Genomic DNA, 18822 nt, shown 5'->3' on the forward strand with positions numbered 1-18822 from the left:
GGCTAGCTGGCGCTGCTGGACCTGGAAGTGCGCCGCTCGCCCGAACGGGTCGCGGCGCTGCTGCACCCCGACTTCCACGAGTTCGGCGCCTCCGGGCGGCACGGGGGGCGGGCCGCCGTCATCGCCGCCCTGGCCGAGACCACCGACCTCGAGTCCCCGCCCGTCGTCACCTCCCGGATGCGCGGCGTACAGCTCGCCCCCGACCTCGTCCACCTCACCTTCGACACCGAGTGCGACGGAAGACGCGCGCACCGCAGTTCGCTGTGGCGGCGGACGGAAACCGGGTGGCTGCTCTACTTCCACCAGGCGACGCCGTTCGGCGAGCGGCGAGAGTGACCTTCCGGTCTCCGGCTGTTCTCTGCCCAGGGGCAGGGCCGACGGCATCGGACGTTTGGCCGAACCGCCCCCACGCGGCCCGGGGTCTTGGCACGGTAGGTGCATGACGAGCACTGATCACCAGCAGACCCCGCCCGGCCGTACGACGGCCGTCCAGGCCATGCGCGGCGCCGCGGCGCAGCTCGGCGAGCTGCTCGGCACGAGCCCGGACTCCGTCTCCGCCGTCCGCCCCACCCCGGACGGCTGGACGGCCGACGTGGAGGTCGTGGAGCTGGAGCGGGTCCCCGACACCATGACAGTCATGGCGACGTACCGCGTCATGCTGGACCCGCAGGGCCGGCTCCTCGGCTACGAGCGGGTCCGTCGCTACGCCCGAGGCCAGCTCGACCGGCAGCGCTAGCGCCGCCCTCTCTTCCCTCAACTCCCTTTCCCGGGAACCGTTTTTGGTGTTCATGTGAACACGCCCGCCACCACCCCCGTACCTACGGGCGGCACGAGAACGAATCTCGCGAGAGGAATCGCACCGTGACCGTCATGACGCAGACCGGCGGGATGCAACCCGCCGCCACCTCCAGCGGTTCGGGGACCGCCGGCCTCTTCGACATCCTCGAACTGATCCTGGACCGCGGGCTCGTCATCGACGTGTTCGTGCGAGTCTCACTGGTCGGCATCGAGATCCTGAAGATCGACGTACGCATCGTCATCGCGAGCGTCGACACCTACCTCCGCTTCGCCGAGGCCTGCAACCGGCTCGACCTGGAAGCCGGCCGCAAGGCACCCGACAAGCTCACCGACATCGTCGGCAACCTCGTCGAGAGCGGCGCCCGGGGCAAGACCAGCGGCGCGATCGGCGGCGCCATCGACGCGATCGGCGACATCTTCGACCGCGACGACAAGGACCGGGAGGACGAGCGGTGAGCGCCGTCTACGTCTACGCCGTCACCCGCGCCGACCACCCCCTCCGGCTCGACGGCCTGCGGACCGTCGGCGGGGGCGACGAGCCCCCGCGCGTCGTCGTCCACGGCCCGCTCGCCGCCGTCGTCAGCGCGGCCCCCGCCGAGCTGCGTCCCAAACGACGTGACCTCGGCGCCCACCAGGAGCTCCAGGAACGGCTCATGGCCGACGGATCGGTCCTCCCCATGCGGTTCGGCCTGCTCGCCCCGGACGACACCGCCGTCAGAACGGCCCTGGAGGAGCGGCGAGAGGACTACGCCCGACGGCTCGGCGAACTGCACGGCACCGCCGAGTTCAACCTCAAGGCCGCCCGCTCCCAGGACGACCTGCTGCGGGAGGTGCTCGACGGGTCCGAGGAGGCCCGCCGGCTCAACCAGTGCACCCGCGACGGCACCGGAACCTACGAGGACCGCCTCGCCCTCGGCGAACTGGTGGCCCGGCAGGTCGACGCCCGGCAGCGGCGACAGGCCGACGAGATCGTCGGACGGCTGTCCGGACTGGCCCGGGCCAGCGTCGTGGCCGACCCGTCCAAGGACGACTTCCTCAACGTGTCGTTCCTCGTCGAACGCGCCCGCGCCGACGAGTTCACCTCGGCCGGCCGGACCCTGGCCCACGACTACGGCGACGCCTACGACTTCCGGCTGCGCGGCCCGCTGCCCCCCTACAGCTTCGCCGTCTGACGGGACCGGTCATGGGCCTGCTCACCGGCATCCTCACCCTCCCGCTCGCACCCCTGCGCACCACCCTCTGGGCCGCCGAGCAGCTCCAGGCCGCCGCCGAGGCGCAGTACTACGACCCGGCCCCCGTGCGGCAGGCCCTGGTGGATCTGGAACGGGCCCTATTGGAAGGACGGATCGACGAGGACGAGTACGACCGCCGCGAGGACGAACTGCTGGACCGACTCGACGAGATCACCGCCCGGAGACGAGCCCCCCGACCATGACCCACTCGGCCCACTCGGCAACAGGTGGACTCACCGGAGCCTCCCGCCTTCCCTCCCCCTACGACCACGGGCCCGGCGGCCAGAGCGCCAACCTCGCGGACATCCTCGAACGGGTCCTCGACAAGGGCGTGGTCATCGCCGGCGACATCCGGATCAACCTGCTCGACATCGAACTGCTCACCATCAAGCTGCGCCTGCTCGTCGCTTCCGTCGACAAGGCGAAGGAGATGGGCATCGACTGGTGGGAACACGACCCCTCCCTCTCCTCCCGGGCCGCCCGCCCCGAGCGGTCCCTGGCCGACGAGAACGAACGACTGCGTGCCGAGATCGCCGCCCTCAAGGCGGCCGACAGGAGCCCGGAGCCATGAGCGACCCGAACCTCGTCTACGCCTACGCGGTCCTGCGCCGCACCCCCGAGGCCGCCGCGGCGGTGGCGGACCTGCGCGGGGTCGCCGGAGACCCCATCCACCTGGTGGAGCCGCATCCCAGCGGCCCCGCCCGACAGCTCGCCTTCGCCGTCGGCCACGTCCCGGCCGCCGACTACGACGAGGCACCCCTCAAGGCCCACCTCGACGACCTGGACTGGCTGGAGTCCACGGTCCGGTCCCACCACGCCGTGGTCGCCGCGCTCGTAGCCTCCGGCGCGGCCGTCCTCCCCCTGCGTCTGGCCACCGTCTACCGCGACGAGGACCGTGCCCGGCAGGCCCTCGACACCCGCCGCGAGTACTTCGCGTCCCTGCTGGACCGCCTCACGGGCCATGTGGAACTCGGCGTGAAGATCTACGCCACGCCGGACATCACGCCGCCCGAAGCCGACACCGACGCGGAGCGGGAACCGGCCACCGGCCTCGGAGTGGGCCGCGCCTACCTGGCGATCCGCCGCCGTAGACAACGCAGGAACGAGGAAGCCTGGCGCACGGTCGCCCAGGCCGCCGCGCACCTCACCGAGACGGCCGGCACCCTCGCCGTCGACCGCGTCGCACACACCCCGCAACGCGGCAGCCTGGCGGGCTCCGCCCCGGGCACCAACGTAGGCAATGACGCCTACCTCGTGCCCACCCACCGGGTCGACGCCTTCCGCTCACGCGTCCTGGCGGCCGCCGCGGAAGTCCCCGGCCTCCGCGTCGAAGTCACCGGCCCCTGGGCCCCCTACTCCTTCGCCCTCCAGCCGGAGCCGGAGCCCGCCGCATGACCGTCGCCCCCTGGGCCGACCGCCCGGTCGCCCTCATCGACCTCCTCGACCGGCTCCTCCAGGGCGGTGTCGTCCTCACCGGCGACCTCGTCCTGTCCATCGCGGACGTCGACCTGGTCCGCATCGACCTCCGCGCGGTCATCGCCCCCGTGGCCGCGTCAGCCCTTTCCCGGATCAGTGAGGCTCCATGCCCATCAGCCGTTTGACAACCGACCCGGACACGGTCGAACGCGACCTGATCAAACTGGTCCTGACGGTCGTCGAACTCCTTCGCCAGCTCATGGAACGCCAGGCCCTGCACCGCGTCGACGCCGGCGACCTCACGGAGGAGCAGGAGGAACGCGTCGGCCTGACGCTGATGCTGCTCGACGACCGGATGCGGGAACTCTGCGCGCGCTACGACCTGAGCCCGGAGGACCTCAACCTGGACCTGGGCCCGCTGGGGACGCTGCTGCCACGGGTCTGAGTCAGGCGCTCACAGCCGCCAACGCCGGCACCCGTGCCGCCTCGTACCGCTCCAGCACCACCCGCGCCACCTCCGGCGCCGGGCCCAGCACGTCGGCCAGGACATCCGCCTCCGCCGCGCCCCGGGCGATACGGTCCGGGAGGAAACCGGGGGCCAGGACGTAGGGGGCGACGGCGACCCGGGAGCAGCCGAGCGCGCGGAGTTCTCGGACGGCGTCCTCCGTACGGGGGAGAGATGCGGAGGCGAACGCAGGCCGCACGGCGCACCAACCGGTGTGCCGCCACTCCCGCGCGATTTCTGCGATCACTGCGATCGCCTCCGGGTCGGTGGATCCCGCCGAGGCCAGCACGACCCCGGTCGAGGACTTGTCGGCGGGGGTCAGACCCGCCTCGTACAGACGTCGTTCGAGGGCCTCGAGCAGGAGGGGAGAGGGGCCCAGGACCTCCGCCTGGTGGACGCGGAGCTGCGGGGGCGCGTCCGCGAGGACCGCCGGGATGTCCGCCTTCGCGTGGAACGCCCGGGTGAGGAGCAGGGGGAGGGCCACGACGTCGCGGACCCCCTGTGTCGCCAGGGACTCCAGGACGCCCTGCACGGAGGGCACGTTGAAGTCCAGGAAGCCCGTCTCCACCCGTACGTCGGGGCGCAGCGAGCGCACCCGGCGTACCAGGGCGTGCACCGTCGCGGCGTGCCGCGGGTCGCGGCTGCCGTGGGCGATGACGAGGAGAACGGGCTTGTTCGTCATGGGTCTCAGCTCTTCACCAGCAGACCGCGGTTGCGCAGCACCCACCGCTCCAGCGGGCTGAAGATCAGCAGGTCGATGGCGATGCCGACGATCAGGATGAGCAGGATGGCTTCGAAGACCATGGCCATGTCGCTGGCGTTGCGGCCGTTCTCCAGCAGCTGGCCGAGTCCGACGCCGAGGTCGGGGAAGGACGCGATGATCTCCGCGGCCATCAGGGAGCGCCAGGAGAAGGCCCAGCCCTGCTTCAGACCCGCCACATAGCCGGGCAGGGCGGCGGGCAGGACGATGTGCCAGGTGCCCTTCAGGCCGGTGGCGCCGAGGGTGCGGCCCGCGCGGAGGAACAGCGGGGGCACCTGGTCGACGCCGGACACCAGGCCGTTGGCGATGGACGGGACCGCGCCGAGCAGGATCACCGCGTACATCATCGAGTTGTTCAGGCCCAGCCAGATCACCGCCGGCGGGACCCAGGCGACCGACGGCAGCGACTGCAGGCCGGAGAGGATCGGGCCGATGGCTGCCCGGACGAACTTCACCCGGGCCACCAGCAGACCCAGCGGTGTGCCGATCAGCAGGGCGAAGCAGAACCCGAGCAGGCCGCGCGAGACGCTGGTCCAGATGTAGCCGAGCAGTTCACCCTGGAGCCACGCGGTGCGGACGACGTCCCAGACGGCGGACGGCGCGGGCAGCTTCGTCGGGTCGTCGACCACCTTGAAGGAGACGAGGGCCTGCCAGACCGCCAGCACCAGCGCGACGGCGAGGACGGGCGGCAGGATCTTCTCGGTGAAGGTCTGCCGGAACGGCGTCCGGCTGGTCTGCCGTGTCTCCAGCGCGTCGAGGCCCGCCTCCAGACCGGCGAGATCGTTGCCGTCCTTGTCGACGGTGGTCGTCGAATCAGTGCTGGCCATGACGGCGGATCTCCCCACGCAGTTCTTCGGTGATCTCGACGGACAGTTCCGCCACGGCGGTGTCCTCGATGCGGCGCGGCTGCGGGATGTCCACCCGCCACTCGCGGGCGATCCGGCCCGGGCGGGAGGACAGCAGCACCACGCGCTCCGCGAGCCGGACCGCCTCACGCACGTTGTGCGTGACGAACAGGACGGACAGCTGCGTCTCACGCCAGATGCGGGTCAGCTCGTCGTGCAGCACGTCCCGCGTGATGGCGTCCAGCGCCGCGAACGGCTCGTCCATCAGCAGCAGCTTGCTCTCCTGGCCGAGCGCCCGGGCGAGCGCGACCCGCTGCCGCATACCGCCCGACAGCTCGTGCACCCGCTTGCTGTACGCGCCCTTCAGCCGTACCAGCTCGAGCAGCTCCTCGGCCTTGCCGCGCCGCTCGGGCTTCGGAACGCCCCGCAGCTTCAGGGCGAGCTCGATGTTCTTGCCCGCGGTCAGCCACGGGAACAGCGCGTGCTCCTGGAACATCAGCGCCGGACGGCCGTCCGTGGTGATCTCGCCGGCGGAGGGCCGGTCGAGGCCCGCCACCAGGTTGAGCAGCGTCGACTTGCCGCAGCCCGAGGCCCCCAGGAGGGTGACGAACTCGCCGGGCGCGACATCGAGGGTGATGTCGTCCAGGACGAGCTGCTGCCCGGCGGGACCCGCGAACGACTTCGAGACGTGCTCGATCCGGGCGGCGTGGGTGGCCGTCTCGGTGCCGTCGGCGGCCTTGGCGAGGGTGGTGGCCATGGTCGTCACCTCCTGGGAACTCTTCACAATGCGGCTTGGGGTTGCGGGCTTACTTCGCGCCGAGACCGGCGTCGTCGACCGTGGGCTCGCCCTCGGCCTTGAGGACCTTGTTCAGCGGCGCGAGGTCGTAGATGCCCTTCAGGTCCGGCTTCTCCAGCAGCCCCGCCTTCACGGCGTGCTCCGCCTCGGTGCTGAGGGTGGAGGCCAGCGGATCGTCCGTGAACCGGATCGACTTCCACGCCGGGTCCAGCACCTCGGCGGGCAGCGCCTTGCCGGTCTCCTGCTCCAGCAGCCTGTTCGCCGCTTCCTTGGCGGCGTCCGGGTTGGCGTTGATCCACTTGTTGGTCTCGACCGAGCCCTTCAGCACGGCCTCGACGACCTTCGGGTGCTTCTTGAGGAAGTCCTGGCGCACGATGATGTTCGTGATCACGAACTTCTCGTCCGGCCAGAGCTTCGCCTCGTCCAGCAGCACCTTGCCGCCCTCGGAGACCAGCTTCGACGCGGTGGGCTCGGGCACCCAGGCGCCGTCGACGGACCCGGACTTGTAGGCGTCCGGGGTGACCTTGTTGTCGCTGCGGACGACCGTGACGTCGCCCTTGCCGCTCTGCGGGTCGACCTTCCAGCCCTGCTCGGCCGCCCAGTTGAGGAACGCCACGTCCTGCGTGTTGCCGAGCTGCGGGGTGGCGATCCGCTTGCCCTTGACGTCCTTCAGCGACTTGATCTTGTCCGGGTTCACCACGAGCTTCACGCCGCCGGACGCCGAACCGCCGATGATCCGCAGGTTCTTGCCACCGGACTTGACGTAACCGTTGATGGCGGGGGAGGGGCCGATCCAGCCGATGTCGATGGACTTGGAGTTGAGCGCCTCGATCTCGGACGGACCGGCGTTGAAGACCGCGGGTTCGACCTTGGTGGCGCCCAGGGCCTTCTGGAAGAAGCCCTTCTCCATACCCACCAGGGCGGTGCCGTGGGTGAGGTTGCCGAAGTAGCCGATCTTGACGGTGTCGAGACCGTCGATCTTCTTCGCCCCGGCGGCGATCTTGGCGGTGCCGTCGTCCTTGGCCTGGGAGCCGTAGCCGCAGGCGGCGAGCGTGAGCAGGGGAAGTGCGGCGATGACCGCGAAGCCGCGGCGCAGAGCGGATGGAGCAGGCACGGGAGGGGGTCCTCTCACCAGGCCCGGCGGTCACGGTCTCTCAGGTCGTGGCCGGGAGGTCGGCAGGTTTTCGTCTACGGCGGTGGGGGGTGAGGGCGCGCGGGCAGTGCGCGTACGTCAGCGCGCACATCGCGCCACTCCGCCCTGCCCGCTGCCGAGAGCACCGCTGCCGACGCGGCCGCCCTCCTTCGCGAACGAGGAGTAGAAGTCCGGGGAATTCATGTCAGAAGTCCCACCCGTCGTCCTCGGCCTCGTCCTTGACGGGCTCCGGGGAGGCGAAGGACTCGCCGACCATGCCCGCGGTGAGGGTCTGGCCGTCGTTCGGGTCGATCAGGATGAACGAGCCGGTACGCCGCGAGTCGGAGTAGGAGTCCACCGGCAGCGGCTCGGCGGTACGGATCTTCACCCGGCCGATGTCGTTGGCGACGAGCTGTCCCGGGTGCGGGTGCAGGGACAGGTCGTCGAGCGTGAGCCGGGACGGGATGTCCTTGACGATCGCCTTGACCGTGCGGGTGCCGTGCTTGAGCAGCACCCGGTGGCCGACGGTCAGCGGGGCGTCCGCGACATGGCAGACGGTCGCCTCGATGTCCTGTGTGGTCGCGGGCGCGTCCTTGGTCGGCACGATCAGGTCGCCGCGCGAGATGTCGATGTCGTCCTCCAGCAGGAGGGTCACCGACTGCGTCGTCCAGGCGACGTCGACGGACTCGCCCAGCAGGTCGATACCGGAGATCTTCGAGGTGCGGCCCGACGGCAGCACGGTGACGGCCTCGCCGACGCGGAACGAACCGGCGGCGATCTGACCGGCGTACCCCCGGTAGTCCGGGTGGTCCGCGCTCTGCGGCCGGATCACGTACTGCACCGGCAGCCGGGCGTGGCAGTGGCTCAGGTCGTGGCTGACCGGCACGGTCTCCAGGTGCTCCAGCACCGTCGGGCCGCCGTACCAGTCCATGTTCGCCGACGGCTCCACCACGTTGTCACCGACGAGCGCCGAGATCGGGACGGCGGTCACCTCGGGCACGCCCAGCTCGGTCGCGTACGCCGTGAACTCCTTGGCGATCGCGGCGAAGACCTTCTCCTCGTAGCCGACGAGGTCCATCTTGTTGACCGCGAGGACCACGTGCGGCACACGCAGCAGGGCGGCGATGGCGGCGTGCCGGCGGGTCTGCTCGACGACGCCGTTGCGGGCGTCGACCAGGATGACCGTCAGCTCGGCCGTCGAGGCGCCGGTGACCATGTTGCGGGTGTACTGCACATGGCCGGGGGTGTCGGCGAGGATGAACCGCCGCCGGGGCGTGGCGAAGTAGCGGTAGGCCACGTCGATGGTGATGCCCTGCTCCCGCTCGGCCCGCAGGCCGTCGGTGAGCAGCGCCAGGTCCGGCGCCTCCTGGCCCCGGCTGGCGGAGGCGCGCTCCACGGCCTCCAGCTGGTCGGCGAGGACCGACTTCGAATCGTGCAGCAGCCGGCCCACCAGGGTGGACTTGCCGTCGTCGACGGAACCGGCGGTGGCGAACCGCAGCAGGGTGGTGGCCGAGAGTTCCTCGGTCGTGATCGTGCTCATCTTTAGAAGTACCCCTCGCGCTTGCGGTCTTCCATCGCGGCCTCGGACATCTTGTCGTCGGCGCGGGTGGCGCCGCGCTCGGTGAGCCGGGAGGCGGCGATCTCGACGATCACCTTCTCGATGGTGTCGGCGTCGGAGTCCACCGCGCCGGTGCAGGACATGTCACCCACGGTCCGGTAGCGCACGAGCCGCTTCTCCACGGTCTCGCCGTCCTTCGGCCCGCCCCACTCACCGGCGGTCAGCCACATGCCGCTGCGGGAGAACACCTCGCGCTCGTGCGCGTAGTAGATCTCCGGCAGCTCGATGCCCTCACGGGCGATGTACTGCCACACGTCCAGCTCGGTCCAGTTGGACAGCGGGAACACCCGGACGTGCTCGCCGGGGGCGTGGCGGCCGTTGTACAGGTTCCACAGCTCCGGCCGCTGGCGGCGCGGGTCCCACTGGGAGAACTCGTCCCGCAGGGAGAACACCCGCTCCTTGGCCCGGGCCTTCTCCTCGTCGCGGCGCCCGCCGCCGAACACGGCGTCGAAACGCTCCTGCTGGATCTTCTCGGTCAGCGGCAGCGTCTGCAGCGGGTTGCGGGTGCCGTCCGGGCGCTCCTTGAGCACACCCCGGTCGATGTAGTCCTGCACGGAGGCGACGTGCAGCCGCAGCCCGTGCTTGGCGACCGTGCGGTCCCGGTAGTCGAGGACCTCGGGGAAGTTGTGCCCGGTGTCCACGTGCAGCAGCGAGAACGGAACCGCCGCCGGCCGGAAGGCCTTCAGCGCCAGGTGCAGCATGACGATGGAGTCCTTGCCGCCGGAGAACAGGATCACCGGCCGCTCGAACTCGCCCGCCACCTCGCGGAAGATGTGGACCGCCTCGGACTCGAGGGCGTCGAGGTGGGAGAGCGCGTACGGGCTGTCGGTCTCCTCGGAAACGTTGGCGACGGTCGTCGTCATGCCAGTCCCCTTTCGCTGAGCAGGGCGTACACCGACGCCGCGGACTCCTGCACGGTCTGGTTCTGCGACTCGATGCGCAGGTCGGGCGACTCGGGCGCCTCGTACGGGTCGTCGACGCCGGTGAGCCCCGTGAGCTCGCCCGCGGCCTGCTTGGCGTACAGGCCCTTCACGTCCCGCTCGCTGCACACCTCGACCGGCGTCGCCACGTGGATCTCCAGGTACGCGGTGCCGTTCGCCTGGTGCCGCTTGCGCACCGCCTCGCGGCTGTCCTGGTAGGGCGCGATGACCGGGACGAGGGCGAGCACGCCGTTGCGGGCGAGCAGTTCGGCGACGAAGCCGATGCGCTGCACGTTGGTGTGCCGGTCCTCGCGGGTGAAGCCGAGGCCCGCCGAGATGAACTCGCGGATCTCGTCGCCGTCGAGCACCTCGACGCGGCGGCCCTCGGCGCGCAGCCGCCCGGCCAGCTCGTGGGCGATGGTGGTCTTGCCGGCACTCGGCAGACCCGTGAGCCAGACGGTGGCTCCGGTCGTCACGTCGGTCTCCTGAATCGTCTGAGTCGTCTGAGTCGTCATCCGTGCAGCCCGCACTCGGTCTTGCTGCGGCCCGCCCAGCGGCCGGCGCGCGCGTCCTCGCCCTCCAGGACCCGGCGGGTGCAGGGGGCGCAGCCGACGGAGGCGTAGCCGTCCATCAGCAGCGGGTTCGTCAGAACGCCGTGTTCGGTGACGTAGGCGTCCACGTCGTCCTGCGTCCAGCGGGCGATCGGGGAGATCTTGACCTTCTGCCGCTTCTCGTCCCAGCCGACCACCGGGGTGTTCGCCCGGGTCGGGGACTCGTCGCGGCGCAGTCCGGTCGCCCAGGCCTGGTAGTCCTTCAGGCCCTCTTCCAGCGGCTGGACCTTGCGCAGCTTGCAGCACAGGTCCGGGTTGCGGTCGTGCAGCTTGGGGCCGTACTCGGCGTCCTGCTCGGCGACCGTCTGGCGCGGCGTGAGCGTGATGACGTTGACGTCCATCACGGCGTCGACCGCGTCGCGGGTGCCGATGGTCTCCTCGAAGTGGTAGCCGGTGTCGAGGAAGACGACGTCGACGCCGGGCATCGCGCGGGAGGCGAGGTGGGCGACGACCGCGTCCTCCATGGAGGAGGTCACGCAGAAGCGCTTGCCGAACGTCTCGGCGGCCCACTGGAGGATCTCCAGCGCGGAGGCGTTCTCCAGGTCGCGGCCCGCCTGCTCGGCGAGCGCCTTCAGGTCCTCGGTGGTGCGCTCTTCCTGAGTGGTCGTCATATCTGTGCCCCTCCGGAGTCGGATCGCTTCAGTCCCTGGGCCAGCAGCCCGAGGAACTTCAGCGAGAAGGCCCGGCTGCACGCCGCGCATTCCCACGCGCCGTGTGCCTCGGCGCTCGGACGCAGGTCCTCGTCACCGCAGTACGGGCAGTAGAAGGGGGCGGCGCGCTCGCTCACGACAGGGCCTCCTCGTCGGCCCGGGCCGCCCAGGTGGCGAACCGCTCGCCGTCCTCGCGCTCGGCCTGGAACCGCTTGAGGACCCGCTCGATGTAGTCGGGCAGCTCGTCGGACGTGACCTTCAGGCCGCGCACCTTGCGGCCGAAGCCCGCCTCCAGGCCCAGCGCGCCGCCCAGGTGCACCTGGTATCCCTCGACCTGCTCGCCCTCGCTGTTGACGACGAGCTGGCCCTTGAGACCGATGTCCGCGACCTGGATGCGGGCGCAGGCGTTCGGGCAGCCGTTGAGGTTGATGGTGAGCGGCTCGTCGAAGTCCGGCAGACGCCGCTCCAGTTCGTCGATGAGCTGCGCACCGCGCTGCTTGGTCTCGACGATCGCGAGCTTGCAGAACTCGATGCCGGTGCAGGCCATGGTGCCCCGCCGGAACGAGGACGGCCGGGCGGTCAGGTCCAGTGCCTCCAGGCCCTCGACCAGCGACTCGACCTTGTCCTCCTCGACGTCGAGGACGATCATCTTCTGCTCGACGGTGGTACGCACCCGGCCCGAGCCGTGGGCCTCGGCGAGGTCGGCGATCTTCGTGATCGTGGCGCCGTCGACGCGTCCCACGCGCGGGGCGAAGCCGACGTAGAAGCGGCCGTCCTTCTGCCGGTGCACGCCGATGTGGTCGCGCCACTGCTGCGACGGCTGCTCGGGAGCGGGGCCGTCGATCAGCTTGCGCTTCAGGTACTCGTCCTCCAGCACCTGCCGGAACTTCTCCGCGCCCCAGTCGGCGACGAGGAACTTCAGGCGGGCGCGGTTGCGCAGCCGGCGGTAGCCGTAGTCACGGAAGATCGAGATGACGCCCTCGTAGACGTCCGGGACGTCATCGATCGACACCCAGGTGCCGAGGCGCACGCCCAGCTTGGGGTTGGTGGACAGGCCGCCGCCGACCCACACGTCGAAGCCGGGGCCGTGCTCGGGGTGTTCGACGCCGACGAACGCGACGTCGTTGATCTCGTGCACCACGTCCAGCAGCGGCGAGCCCGAGATGGCCGTCTTGAACTTCCGGGGGAGGTTCGAGTACGCCGGGTTGTTCAGGACGCGGCGCTTCATCTCCTCCAGCGCCGGCGTGGCGTCGATGATCTCGTCCTCGGCGATGCCCGCCACGGGGGAGCCGATCATCACGCGCGGGGTGTCGCCGCAGGCGGTGACCGTCGACAGGCCGACGCCCTCCAGCCGGTTCCAGATCTCGGGCACGTCCTCGATCCGGATCCAGTGGTACTGCACGTTCTGCCGGTCGGTGATGTCGGCGGTGCCGCGCGCGAACTCCTGGGAGATCTCGCCGATGACCCGAAGCTGCCGGGTGGTCAGCGCGCCGCCGTCGATGCGGACGCGGAGCATGAAGTACTCGTCGTCCAGCTCCTCCGGCTCCAGGATCGCCGTCTTGCCGCCGTCGATCCCGGGGCGGCGCTGGGTGTATAGGCCCCACCAGCGCATCCGGCCGCGCAGGTCGTTCGGGTCGATCGAGTCGAAGCCCCGCTTGGAGTAGATCGTCTCAATGCGTGTCCGCACATTGAGACCGTCGTCGTCCTTCTTGAACTGCTCGTTGCCGTTGAGCGGGGTGAAGTGCCCCGCGGCCCACTGACCCTCACCGCGGTGACGGCTCACCTTGCGGCGGGGAGTCGCGGCGGCAGGGTTCTGCGGGGTGGCGGCCATGGTTGATACGTCCTTCGGACAGGCGGGAATGCGGCTCTGACCTGCGCGTGCGCACGGGTGTACGGGCGCGTCATTGCGCGGGAGGTGAGGCGAGGAAAGGGGATGCCGGGCGTGTGCTGAGTGCTCTCAGTGCGCCGGACAGATGGCGCTGGACATGCGGCCGAGGTCGACGTGCCGTCGACTCACCAAGGCGATTCCAGTTCCAGACATGACGGAAGCGTGTCATGGCGATCTGGACACAGTCCAGCTTCGTCCATGATTCGGACACTCCTGTCTCGGAATTCAAGACGTGGGTGTCCTTGGTCACATTCGGGCGCCTGGGGGTGTCCGTACAGGTCAGGCGGGGAATGCCCCAGGCCACGGTCCCGGAGCGGCGACGTCCGGCTCCTCCTCGACCTTGGTGTCGAACAGCTTGAAGCCCCGCCGCCGGTAGTTGTCCATCGCGTGCTCGCCGTCCTTGCTGCAGGTGTGCAGCCAGACCCGCTTCGTCGGCGTCAGTCCCGGCCAGCGGTCGGCGAGGTCCCAGGCGCGGGCCGTGCCGTACGACAGCAGGTGCCCGCCGATGCGCCGGCCCCGGAAGGCGGGGAGCAGCCCGAAGTAGACGATCTCCACGACCGCGTCGTCCTGGGCCTCCAGCTCCACGTATCCCGCGGGCGTGCCCCGGTCGTACGCCACCCAGGTCTCGACACCCGGGCGCTCCAGGTGCTCCAGCCACCGCGCGTACGACCAGCTCAGCCGGTCGGTCCAGAGGATGTCGCCCCCGACCGAGGCATACAGGAACCGGCTGAACTCGGGGGAGGGCACCTCGGAGCGGACGATGCGGACGTCCCCCTCCGGCGCGGCGGCCGGCAGCAGGTCGGTCGGCGCGATCTGCTCCAGGGACCAGGTGGTCACGGCGATGGTGGGCATGGAGGTCAGGAAATCATCCGGCCGGGTGTCGTGTCGACGGAGGCCGGGTGCTCGCCCCTCAGCCCAGCGCCCGGTCCACCGACGCCAGCGGCAATGCGAACAGCATGCGCCCCGACTGGGACCAGACCTCGCCGGTCTCCTCCCAGTAGGACAGGGACCCCGACCCGCCGCTCCAGCAGTGGCGCGTCTCGTCGGCCGCGCACTCCGTCGCCCGCGCGCCGCCGAGGTCCTGGCGCCACAGCGTCCCGTGCCCCTCCGCGGAGCCCGCGGCGCGGTTCAGGTACCAGCCCGAGCGGTACGACAGCACGCCCCGCACGTCGGTCGTCTTCGTCTCGTACGCGTCCACCGGGTCCGCGTGTCCGGAGGAGCCGGTGGCGAGCAGGCCGGACCGGGCCGGGTCCCGGCTCAGGGCGTAGCGCCACAGCCGGGTGCGCCGGTCACCGTCCGCCGGCACCCACTCGCTAGCGACCAGGCTGTCGGGGGCGGTGCTGCGGTCGAGGGAGACGGAGGCCGGGCGCGGCGCGTCGTCGCCGCCGGGCAGGGCGTACGAGGCGACGGCGGGCAGCACGTACCGGGACCCGTGCGCCGCCCAGCCACCCCGTACCCGGCCGACCGCGTCGGAGTCGACGGTGGCGCGCTGGATGCGGTCCATGTCGTACACGTACAGCGCGCTCCGGTCGCCCTCGCGGGTCGTCACCAGCAGCTTGTCCTGGTACCAGATCATGCCGGACAGCGAGGAGACCAGCCCCCGGTAGTCCCGCCCGCCGTCCACCGGGACGGCCAGCAGTGCCCAGGTGTACCGGAGCCGGCCGAGGTCGTTCGCGTCGACGAAGGCGACCTTGGCCAGGCCTCGCTCGGGGGCCGGGCCGTCCATGGAGCCGCCCTCACCGCCGCCGCGCGTCCAGCCGGAGAGGATCACGCGGTCCGCGCCCCAGCGGCCGTCGTCGTCCGCGTCACCCGAGGTGGTGACGGCGCCGGGCCGCCAGCCGCGGGTGTCCGTGTCACCGAAGCAGTACGCGCGGGTGGCCGCCGGTTCGATCGGCAGGGTGTGCTTCTCGGCGGTCGAGCAGTCGGCCGCCGTCCGCAGGCTGTGGTCGGCGCCGCGCAGCACCGCGCCGACACCGACGGGCCGGCCCATCCTGGAAGCGAGCCGGTCGAGCCACCGCTCCGGCACCCGCTGCTCGGCCACGGACAGCTGCCCGTCCTCTGCGGACGCGGCGATCGGCTTCAGGGCCCCGGGGGCGTCGGTGACCGTGGCCTGCGAGGCGCTGATCAGAGTGGCGGCGGCGGTGAGGGAGAGTGCCGTCCCGGCCAGGGTCGCACGCAGCACCCTGCCCCTTCTGCGCCGCCGGTGTCTGCCGCGATGCTTCATACCCGTCCTCCCGAGGCGGACCAACTGCGCCGTGTGATCCGTACGTTGACGGAGGAGCAGGTGGGGTGGCCCGTAGGGGATGCTACGGCAGGTGGGCGGGATAGCGGGCTCAGACTTCGCAAATATGCGAAAGACGCACCCCTCGGAGCCGCCGGACGACACCTCCGCGTGAAACTCAGGGCAGGGCCGCGGACGTGCGCAGCCTGCTCACCGCCGGTGCCGTCGAGTGCGGCAGCAGACCCCGCGGGTCGTCCGGGAGCAGGACCTCGACCTCCGTGTGGTCGGCGAAGCGGTAGGGCCGGTGCTCCAGGAACGCGCCGAGATAGCGCCGCACCCGGGACATCTCGGCGCGCACCGTCACCGTCCGCGCCGGGTCACCGAACAGGTCCCCGGCCAGGGCGGACGCCGTGCGGCCGGTGCGGTGGACGGCGAGGAGGTAGAGCAACTCGGCGTGCCGGGGACTCAGTTCACGGGTCCAGGAGCCCGCGCCACCGGAGACCTCCACCGTGCATCCGCGGGCCTGTCTGAGGTCCAGCACGATCTTGGTCGCGCCGCGCGGCGCCGGCTCGTCGGCGGCCGCCCGCAGCAGCCAGCCCCCGGCCAGTGGCTCCACCGCGCACGGCCCGAGCCCCGGCACCCATTTCAGGCCCGGCGACAGCGACTTCGGCAGGGCGACCCGTCGCAGGTACGGAATCCCGCTCACGGCGGCGGTCCAGCCGTCCGCGTCGACGACCAGGGCGCGCCCGCCGAGCCGGGCCAGCACGGGAGCCGCCACCGCGCGCAGCCGCTCCAGCGACTCCACGTGCATCTCCCGCAGCCGGGCCTCGGCGAGCTTGGCCACCGAGCCGACCCAGGCGAGCGTCGCCGGGTGCATCGTCTCCAGCGGCCCGCTCACGTCCACCACGCCGATCAGCCGGCCGTCCCGCGGATCCGTCAGCGGAGCGCCGGCACAGGTCCAGCCGGCCTGGGAGCGCACGAAGTGCTCGGAGGCGAAGACCTGCACGGGCCGGCGCACCACCGCCGGGGTGCCCACCCCGTTCGTGCCGACGACGTCCTCACGCCAGTCCGCGCCCAGTTCGAAGCCGAGCCCGTCGGCCTTGCGCAGCACCGGCGCGCTGCCCTCGCGCCACAGCACCCGGCCCTCCTCGTCGGCGACCACCATGATGTGGTGGGCGACGTCCGCGACCGCCAGCAGTCCCTCCCGCAGCACCGGCAGCACATGGCGCAAAGCCGACGCCTCGCGCCGCCGCTGCACCTCCTCACGGGACAGCAGGTCCGCCCGGAAGTCGTGGTCGGGATCGACCCCGCCGCGCAGCATGCGCTCCCAGGACTGCTCGATCACCCGGCGGGGCGCCACCGGAGCCGGCTGCCCGGACAGCCGGGCGGAGCGGACCTCGCTGAGCACCCGAGCCGCACGCGCGGTGTCCACGGCGGCGAGCTGCGTGACGTCCATAGGCGTGTGCCCCCCGGGCCATTTCTGACTGACCGTTTCATAGTGCCGTCTGCCCCCGGGCGGACGCGCACACTCCGCACACTGTCAGCAGCAACTTGCAACCCCCTGCAACCCTGGTGGACAGCCCGGCCGTGGCCGAAACTTGAGCAGCGCCGTCCCGAGCGGCGTTCGATGGCTCGAACGGGCCAGTGCGGCGGGGGTGGTGCCGTGTCGGCGCAGCACCACCCCCGCTTTCCCGTGCGCGCGACCGCGGCAGCGGCTCAGGACACCGGTCCGGGACGCCGGTTCAGGACACCGGCCGGGCCCGCTCCACCACCGACGCCAGGTCCAGGGTGTGCGGCAGCGTCCCGAACACCGCGCCCCCGTCACCGCCCAGCCGCGCCGCGCAGAACGCGTCCGCGACCTCCGGCGGCGCGAACCGGACGAGCAGCGACCCCTGGAGCACCAGCGCCAGCCGCTCCGCCAGCCGCCGCGCCCGCCCCTCCACGCCCTCCAGGTCGGCGAGTTCGGTCAGCAGGTTCTTGATGGCCCCGTCGAGCCGGTGATCGGCGCCGCGCGCCTGCCCGACCTCCCGCAGATACGCGTCGAGCGCCCCGGGTTCCCGCTGCAGCGCCCGCAGCACGTCCAGCGCCTGGACGTTGCCCGCGCCCTCCCAGATCGAGTTGAGCGGCGACTCCCGCACCAGCCGGGGCAGCCCGGACTCCTCGACGTACCCGTTGCCGCCCAGGCACTCCGCCGCCTCGACCGCCACCGCCGGGCACCGCTTGGTCACCCAGTACTTGGCGGTCGGCACCGCGATCCGCAGCAGCGCCCGCTCCTGCTCGCCGCCGTCGTCGTAGGCCGCCGCGAGCCGCAGCGCCAGGGTGGTCGCCGCCTCCGACTCGATCGCGAGGTCGGCGAGGACGTTGCGCATCAGCGGCTTGTCGACGAGCTTCCCGCCGAACGCCGTACGGTGGGTGCAGTGGTGCACCGCCTGCGCGACGGCCTGCCGCATCAGCCCCGCCGAGCCCAGCACACAGTCGAGCCGGGTCGCCGCCACCATCTCGATGATGGTGCGCACCCCGCGCCCCTCCTCGCCGACCCGGCGGGCCCAGGTCCCGTCGAACTCGACCTCGGCGGAGGCGTTCGACCGGTTGCCCAGCTTGTCCTTGAGCCGCTGGATCAGGAACACGTTGCGGGTGCCGTCCTCGAACACCCGCGGCACCAGGAAGCAGGTCAGCCCACCCGGGGCCTGCGCCAGCACCAGGAAGCCGTCGGACATCGGCGCCGAGCAGAACCACTTGTGCCCGGTCAGTTCGTACGTCCCGTCCTCGGCGAGCGGCCGCGCGGACGTCTGGTTCGCCCGGACGTCGCTGCCGCCCTGCTTCTCCGTCATACCCATCCCGAACAGCGCCCCGGCCTTGAGGTGCGCGGGCCGGAGGTCACGGTCGTACACCTCGGACGTCAGCCGTGGCTCCCACTCGGCGGCCAGCTCCGGGTCGGTGCGCAGGGCCGGCACCGCCGCGTGCGTCATCGACAGCGGGCAGCCGTTGCCGGCCTCGACCTGCGTCCACATCAGGAAGGCGGCGGCCCGCCGGACATGCCCGCCCGGCCGGGTCCAGGCCGTCGTCAGACCGGCGGATACGCCCTTTCCGAGCAGCCGGTGCCAGGACGGATGGAACTCGACCTCGTCGACGCGGTTGCCGTACCGGTCGTGCGTGCGCAGCCGTGGCGGGTTCTCGTTGGCCAGCGCCCCCCACTCCTGCACCTGGGCCGAGCCGGAGGTCCGCCCGAGCCCCGACAGCTCGCCGAGCGCCTCGTCGAGCAGACCCGGGTCCAGGTGCCGTTCCACCGCCGCCGTGAGGGCCCGGTCGGCTGCGAAGACGTCGTAGCCGACCAGCGGCGGGACCTGGTTGTTCACAGTGTGGGTGCGGCCAGTCATGGTCCGAAAGTACCCCGCGGTACCCCCTTGGTCACCAGCGAACAGGGACCGCG

24 protein-coding genes are annotated in these 18822 nt (G+C 71.5%); 9 read left to right on the plus strand and 15 right to left on the minus strand.

Annotated features, from left to right (window positions below):
* Positions 1-6 precede the first annotated feature (6 nt).
* From IE97_RS38525 to IE97_RS0117505, 9 genes are all read left to right on the plus strand, one after another.
* Complete coding sequence (locus IE97_RS38525) at positions 7-336, plus strand: DUF4440 domain-containing protein (RefSeq protein WP_234331829.1); 330 nt, start codon at positions 7-9, stop codon at positions 334-336.
* Positions 337-439: 103 nt separating this feature from the next.
* Complete coding sequence (locus IE97_RS0117470) at positions 440-736, plus strand: gas vesicle protein (RefSeq protein ID WP_030240366.1); 297 nt, start codon at positions 440-442, stop codon at positions 734-736.
* 134 nt (positions 737-870) lie between these two features.
* A complete protein-coding gene (gene gvpJ, locus IE97_RS0117475; protein ID WP_234310792.1) occupies positions 871-1254 on the plus strand; it encodes a gas vesicle protein GvpJ in 384 nt (127 codons plus the stop codon).
* Entirely contained in the window at positions 1251-1970 is a 720-nt protein-coding gene (locus IE97_RS0117480) for a GvpL/GvpF family gas vesicle protein (protein ID WP_030240375.1), read from the plus strand. Before gvpJ ends, IE97_RS0117480 begins: the two co-directional genes overlap by 4 nt.
* Positions 1971-1981: 11 nt before the next feature.
* Positions 1982-2233: a gas vesicle protein GvpG gene (locus tag IE97_RS0117485; protein WP_030240378.1), complete on the plus strand. Its 252-nt coding sequence runs from the start codon at positions 1982-1984 to the stop codon at positions 2231-2233.
* Positions 2230-2601: a gas vesicle protein gene (locus tag IE97_RS0117490; RefSeq protein ID WP_030240382.1), complete on the plus strand. Its 372-nt coding sequence runs from the start codon at positions 2230-2232 to the stop codon at positions 2599-2601. Before IE97_RS0117485 ends, IE97_RS0117490 begins: the two co-directional genes overlap by 4 nt.
* Positions 2598-3425, plus strand: coding sequence for a GvpL/GvpF family gas vesicle protein (locus IE97_RS0117495; protein WP_030240385.1), 828 nt, complete (start codon positions 2598-2600; stop codon positions 3423-3425). The genes IE97_RS0117490 and IE97_RS0117495 overlap by 4 nt, the downstream gene beginning before the upstream one ends.
* Entirely contained in the window at positions 3422-3631 is a 210-nt protein-coding gene (locus IE97_RS38530; RefSeq protein ID WP_037835108.1) for a gas vesicle protein, read from the plus strand. The genes IE97_RS0117495 and IE97_RS38530 overlap by 4 nt, the downstream gene beginning before the upstream one ends.
* Complete coding sequence (locus IE97_RS0117505; RefSeq protein ID WP_030240389.1) at positions 3613-3891, plus strand: gas vesicle protein K; 279 nt, start codon at positions 3613-3615, stop codon at positions 3889-3891. The genes IE97_RS38530 and IE97_RS0117505 overlap by 19 nt, the downstream gene beginning before the upstream one ends.
* A 1-nt stretch (position 3892) precedes the next feature.
* On the opposite strand, the gene IE97_RS0117510 is transcribed toward IE97_RS0117505, so the two are convergent.
* From IE97_RS0117510 to IE97_RS0117575, 15 genes are all read right to left on the minus strand, one after another.
* Entirely contained in the window at positions 3893-4633 is a 741-nt protein-coding gene (locus IE97_RS0117510; RefSeq protein ID WP_030240393.1) for a sirohydrochlorin chelatase, read from the minus strand.
* 5 nt (positions 4634-4638) lie between these two features.
* Positions 4639-5538: an ABC transporter permease gene (locus tag IE97_RS0117515; protein ID WP_030240395.1), complete on the minus strand. Its 900-nt coding sequence runs from the start codon at positions 5536-5538 to the stop codon at positions 4639-4641.
* A complete protein-coding gene (locus IE97_RS0117520; protein ID WP_030240399.1) occupies positions 5525-6313 on the minus strand; it encodes an ABC transporter ATP-binding protein in 789 nt (262 codons plus the stop codon). Before IE97_RS0117520 ends, IE97_RS0117515 begins: the two co-directional genes overlap by 14 nt.
* A 49-nt stretch (positions 6314-6362) precedes the next feature.
* Positions 6363-7466: an aliphatic sulfonate ABC transporter substrate-binding protein gene (locus IE97_RS0117525; RefSeq protein ID WP_030240402.1), complete on the minus strand. Its 1104-nt coding sequence runs from the start codon at positions 7464-7466 to the stop codon at positions 6363-6365.
* Between the two features lie 223 nt (positions 7467-7689).
* On the minus strand, positions 7690-9024 hold the full coding sequence (locus IE97_RS0117530; protein WP_030240407.1) for a sulfate adenylyltransferase subunit 1: 1335 nt from the start codon (positions 9022-9024) through the stop codon (positions 7690-7692).
* Positions 9025-9026: 2 nt separating this feature from the next.
* Positions 9027-9965: a sulfate adenylyltransferase subunit CysD gene (cysD, locus tag IE97_RS0117535; protein WP_030240411.1), complete on the minus strand. Its 939-nt coding sequence runs from the start codon at positions 9963-9965 to the stop codon at positions 9027-9029.
* Complete coding sequence (gene cysC / locus IE97_RS0117540; RefSeq protein ID WP_030240416.1) at positions 9962-10498, minus strand: adenylyl-sulfate kinase; 537 nt, start codon at positions 10496-10498, stop codon at positions 9962-9964. The genes cysD and cysC overlap by 4 nt, the downstream gene beginning before the upstream one ends.
* 35 nt (positions 10499-10533) lie before the next feature.
* Positions 10534-11244 carry a phosphoadenylyl-sulfate reductase gene (locus IE97_RS0117545; protein WP_030240419.1) on the minus strand — a complete coding sequence of 237 codons (711 nt, stop codon included), beginning with the start codon at positions 11242-11244 and terminating at the stop codon, positions 10534-10536.
* Positions 11241-11420: a hypothetical protein gene (locus IE97_RS0117550; protein ID WP_030240422.1), complete on the minus strand. Its 180-nt coding sequence runs from the start codon at positions 11418-11420 to the stop codon at positions 11241-11243. Before IE97_RS0117550 ends, IE97_RS0117545 begins: the two co-directional genes overlap by 4 nt.
* Positions 11417-13114 carry a nitrite/sulfite reductase gene (locus IE97_RS0117555; protein WP_030240426.1) on the minus strand — a complete coding sequence of 566 codons (1698 nt, stop codon included), beginning with the start codon at positions 13112-13114 and terminating at the stop codon, positions 11417-11419. The genes IE97_RS0117550 and IE97_RS0117555 overlap by 4 nt, the downstream gene beginning before the upstream one ends.
* Before the next feature lie 126 nt (positions 13115-13240).
* The gene (locus IE97_RS43615) at positions 13241-13324 is read right to left on the minus strand and encodes a putative leader peptide (RefSeq protein WP_311241247.1); all 84 of its coding nucleotides are present in this window, start codon (positions 13322-13324) and stop codon (positions 13241-13243) included.
* Between the two features lie 126 nt (positions 13325-13450).
* Positions 13451-14023: a GNAT family N-acetyltransferase gene (locus IE97_RS0117560; protein WP_030240429.1), complete on the minus strand. Its 573-nt coding sequence runs from the start codon at positions 14021-14023 to the stop codon at positions 13451-13453.
* A 58-nt stretch (positions 14024-14081) separates the two neighbouring features.
* Positions 14082-15395: a hypothetical protein gene (locus IE97_RS0117565; protein ID WP_030240433.1), complete on the minus strand. Its 1314-nt coding sequence runs from the start codon at positions 15393-15395 to the stop codon at positions 14082-14084.
* Positions 15396-15570: 175 nt separating this feature from the next.
* Entirely contained in the window at positions 15571-16848 is a 1278-nt protein-coding gene (locus IE97_RS0117570) for a GAF domain-containing protein (RefSeq protein WP_030240436.1), read from the minus strand.
* A 286-nt stretch (positions 16849-17134) separates the two neighbouring features.
* Positions 17135-18769 (minus strand): acyl-CoA dehydrogenase family protein, encoded by a 1635-nt coding sequence (locus tag IE97_RS0117575; protein WP_030240442.1) that lies wholly within the window; start codon positions 18767-18769, stop codon positions 17135-17137.
* Positions 18770-18822: the final 53 nt, after the last annotated feature.

Source organism: Streptomyces sp. NRRL S-455, assembly GCF_000717875.1.
GTDB lineage: Bacteria > Actinomycetota > Actinomycetes > Streptomycetales > Streptomycetaceae > Streptomyces.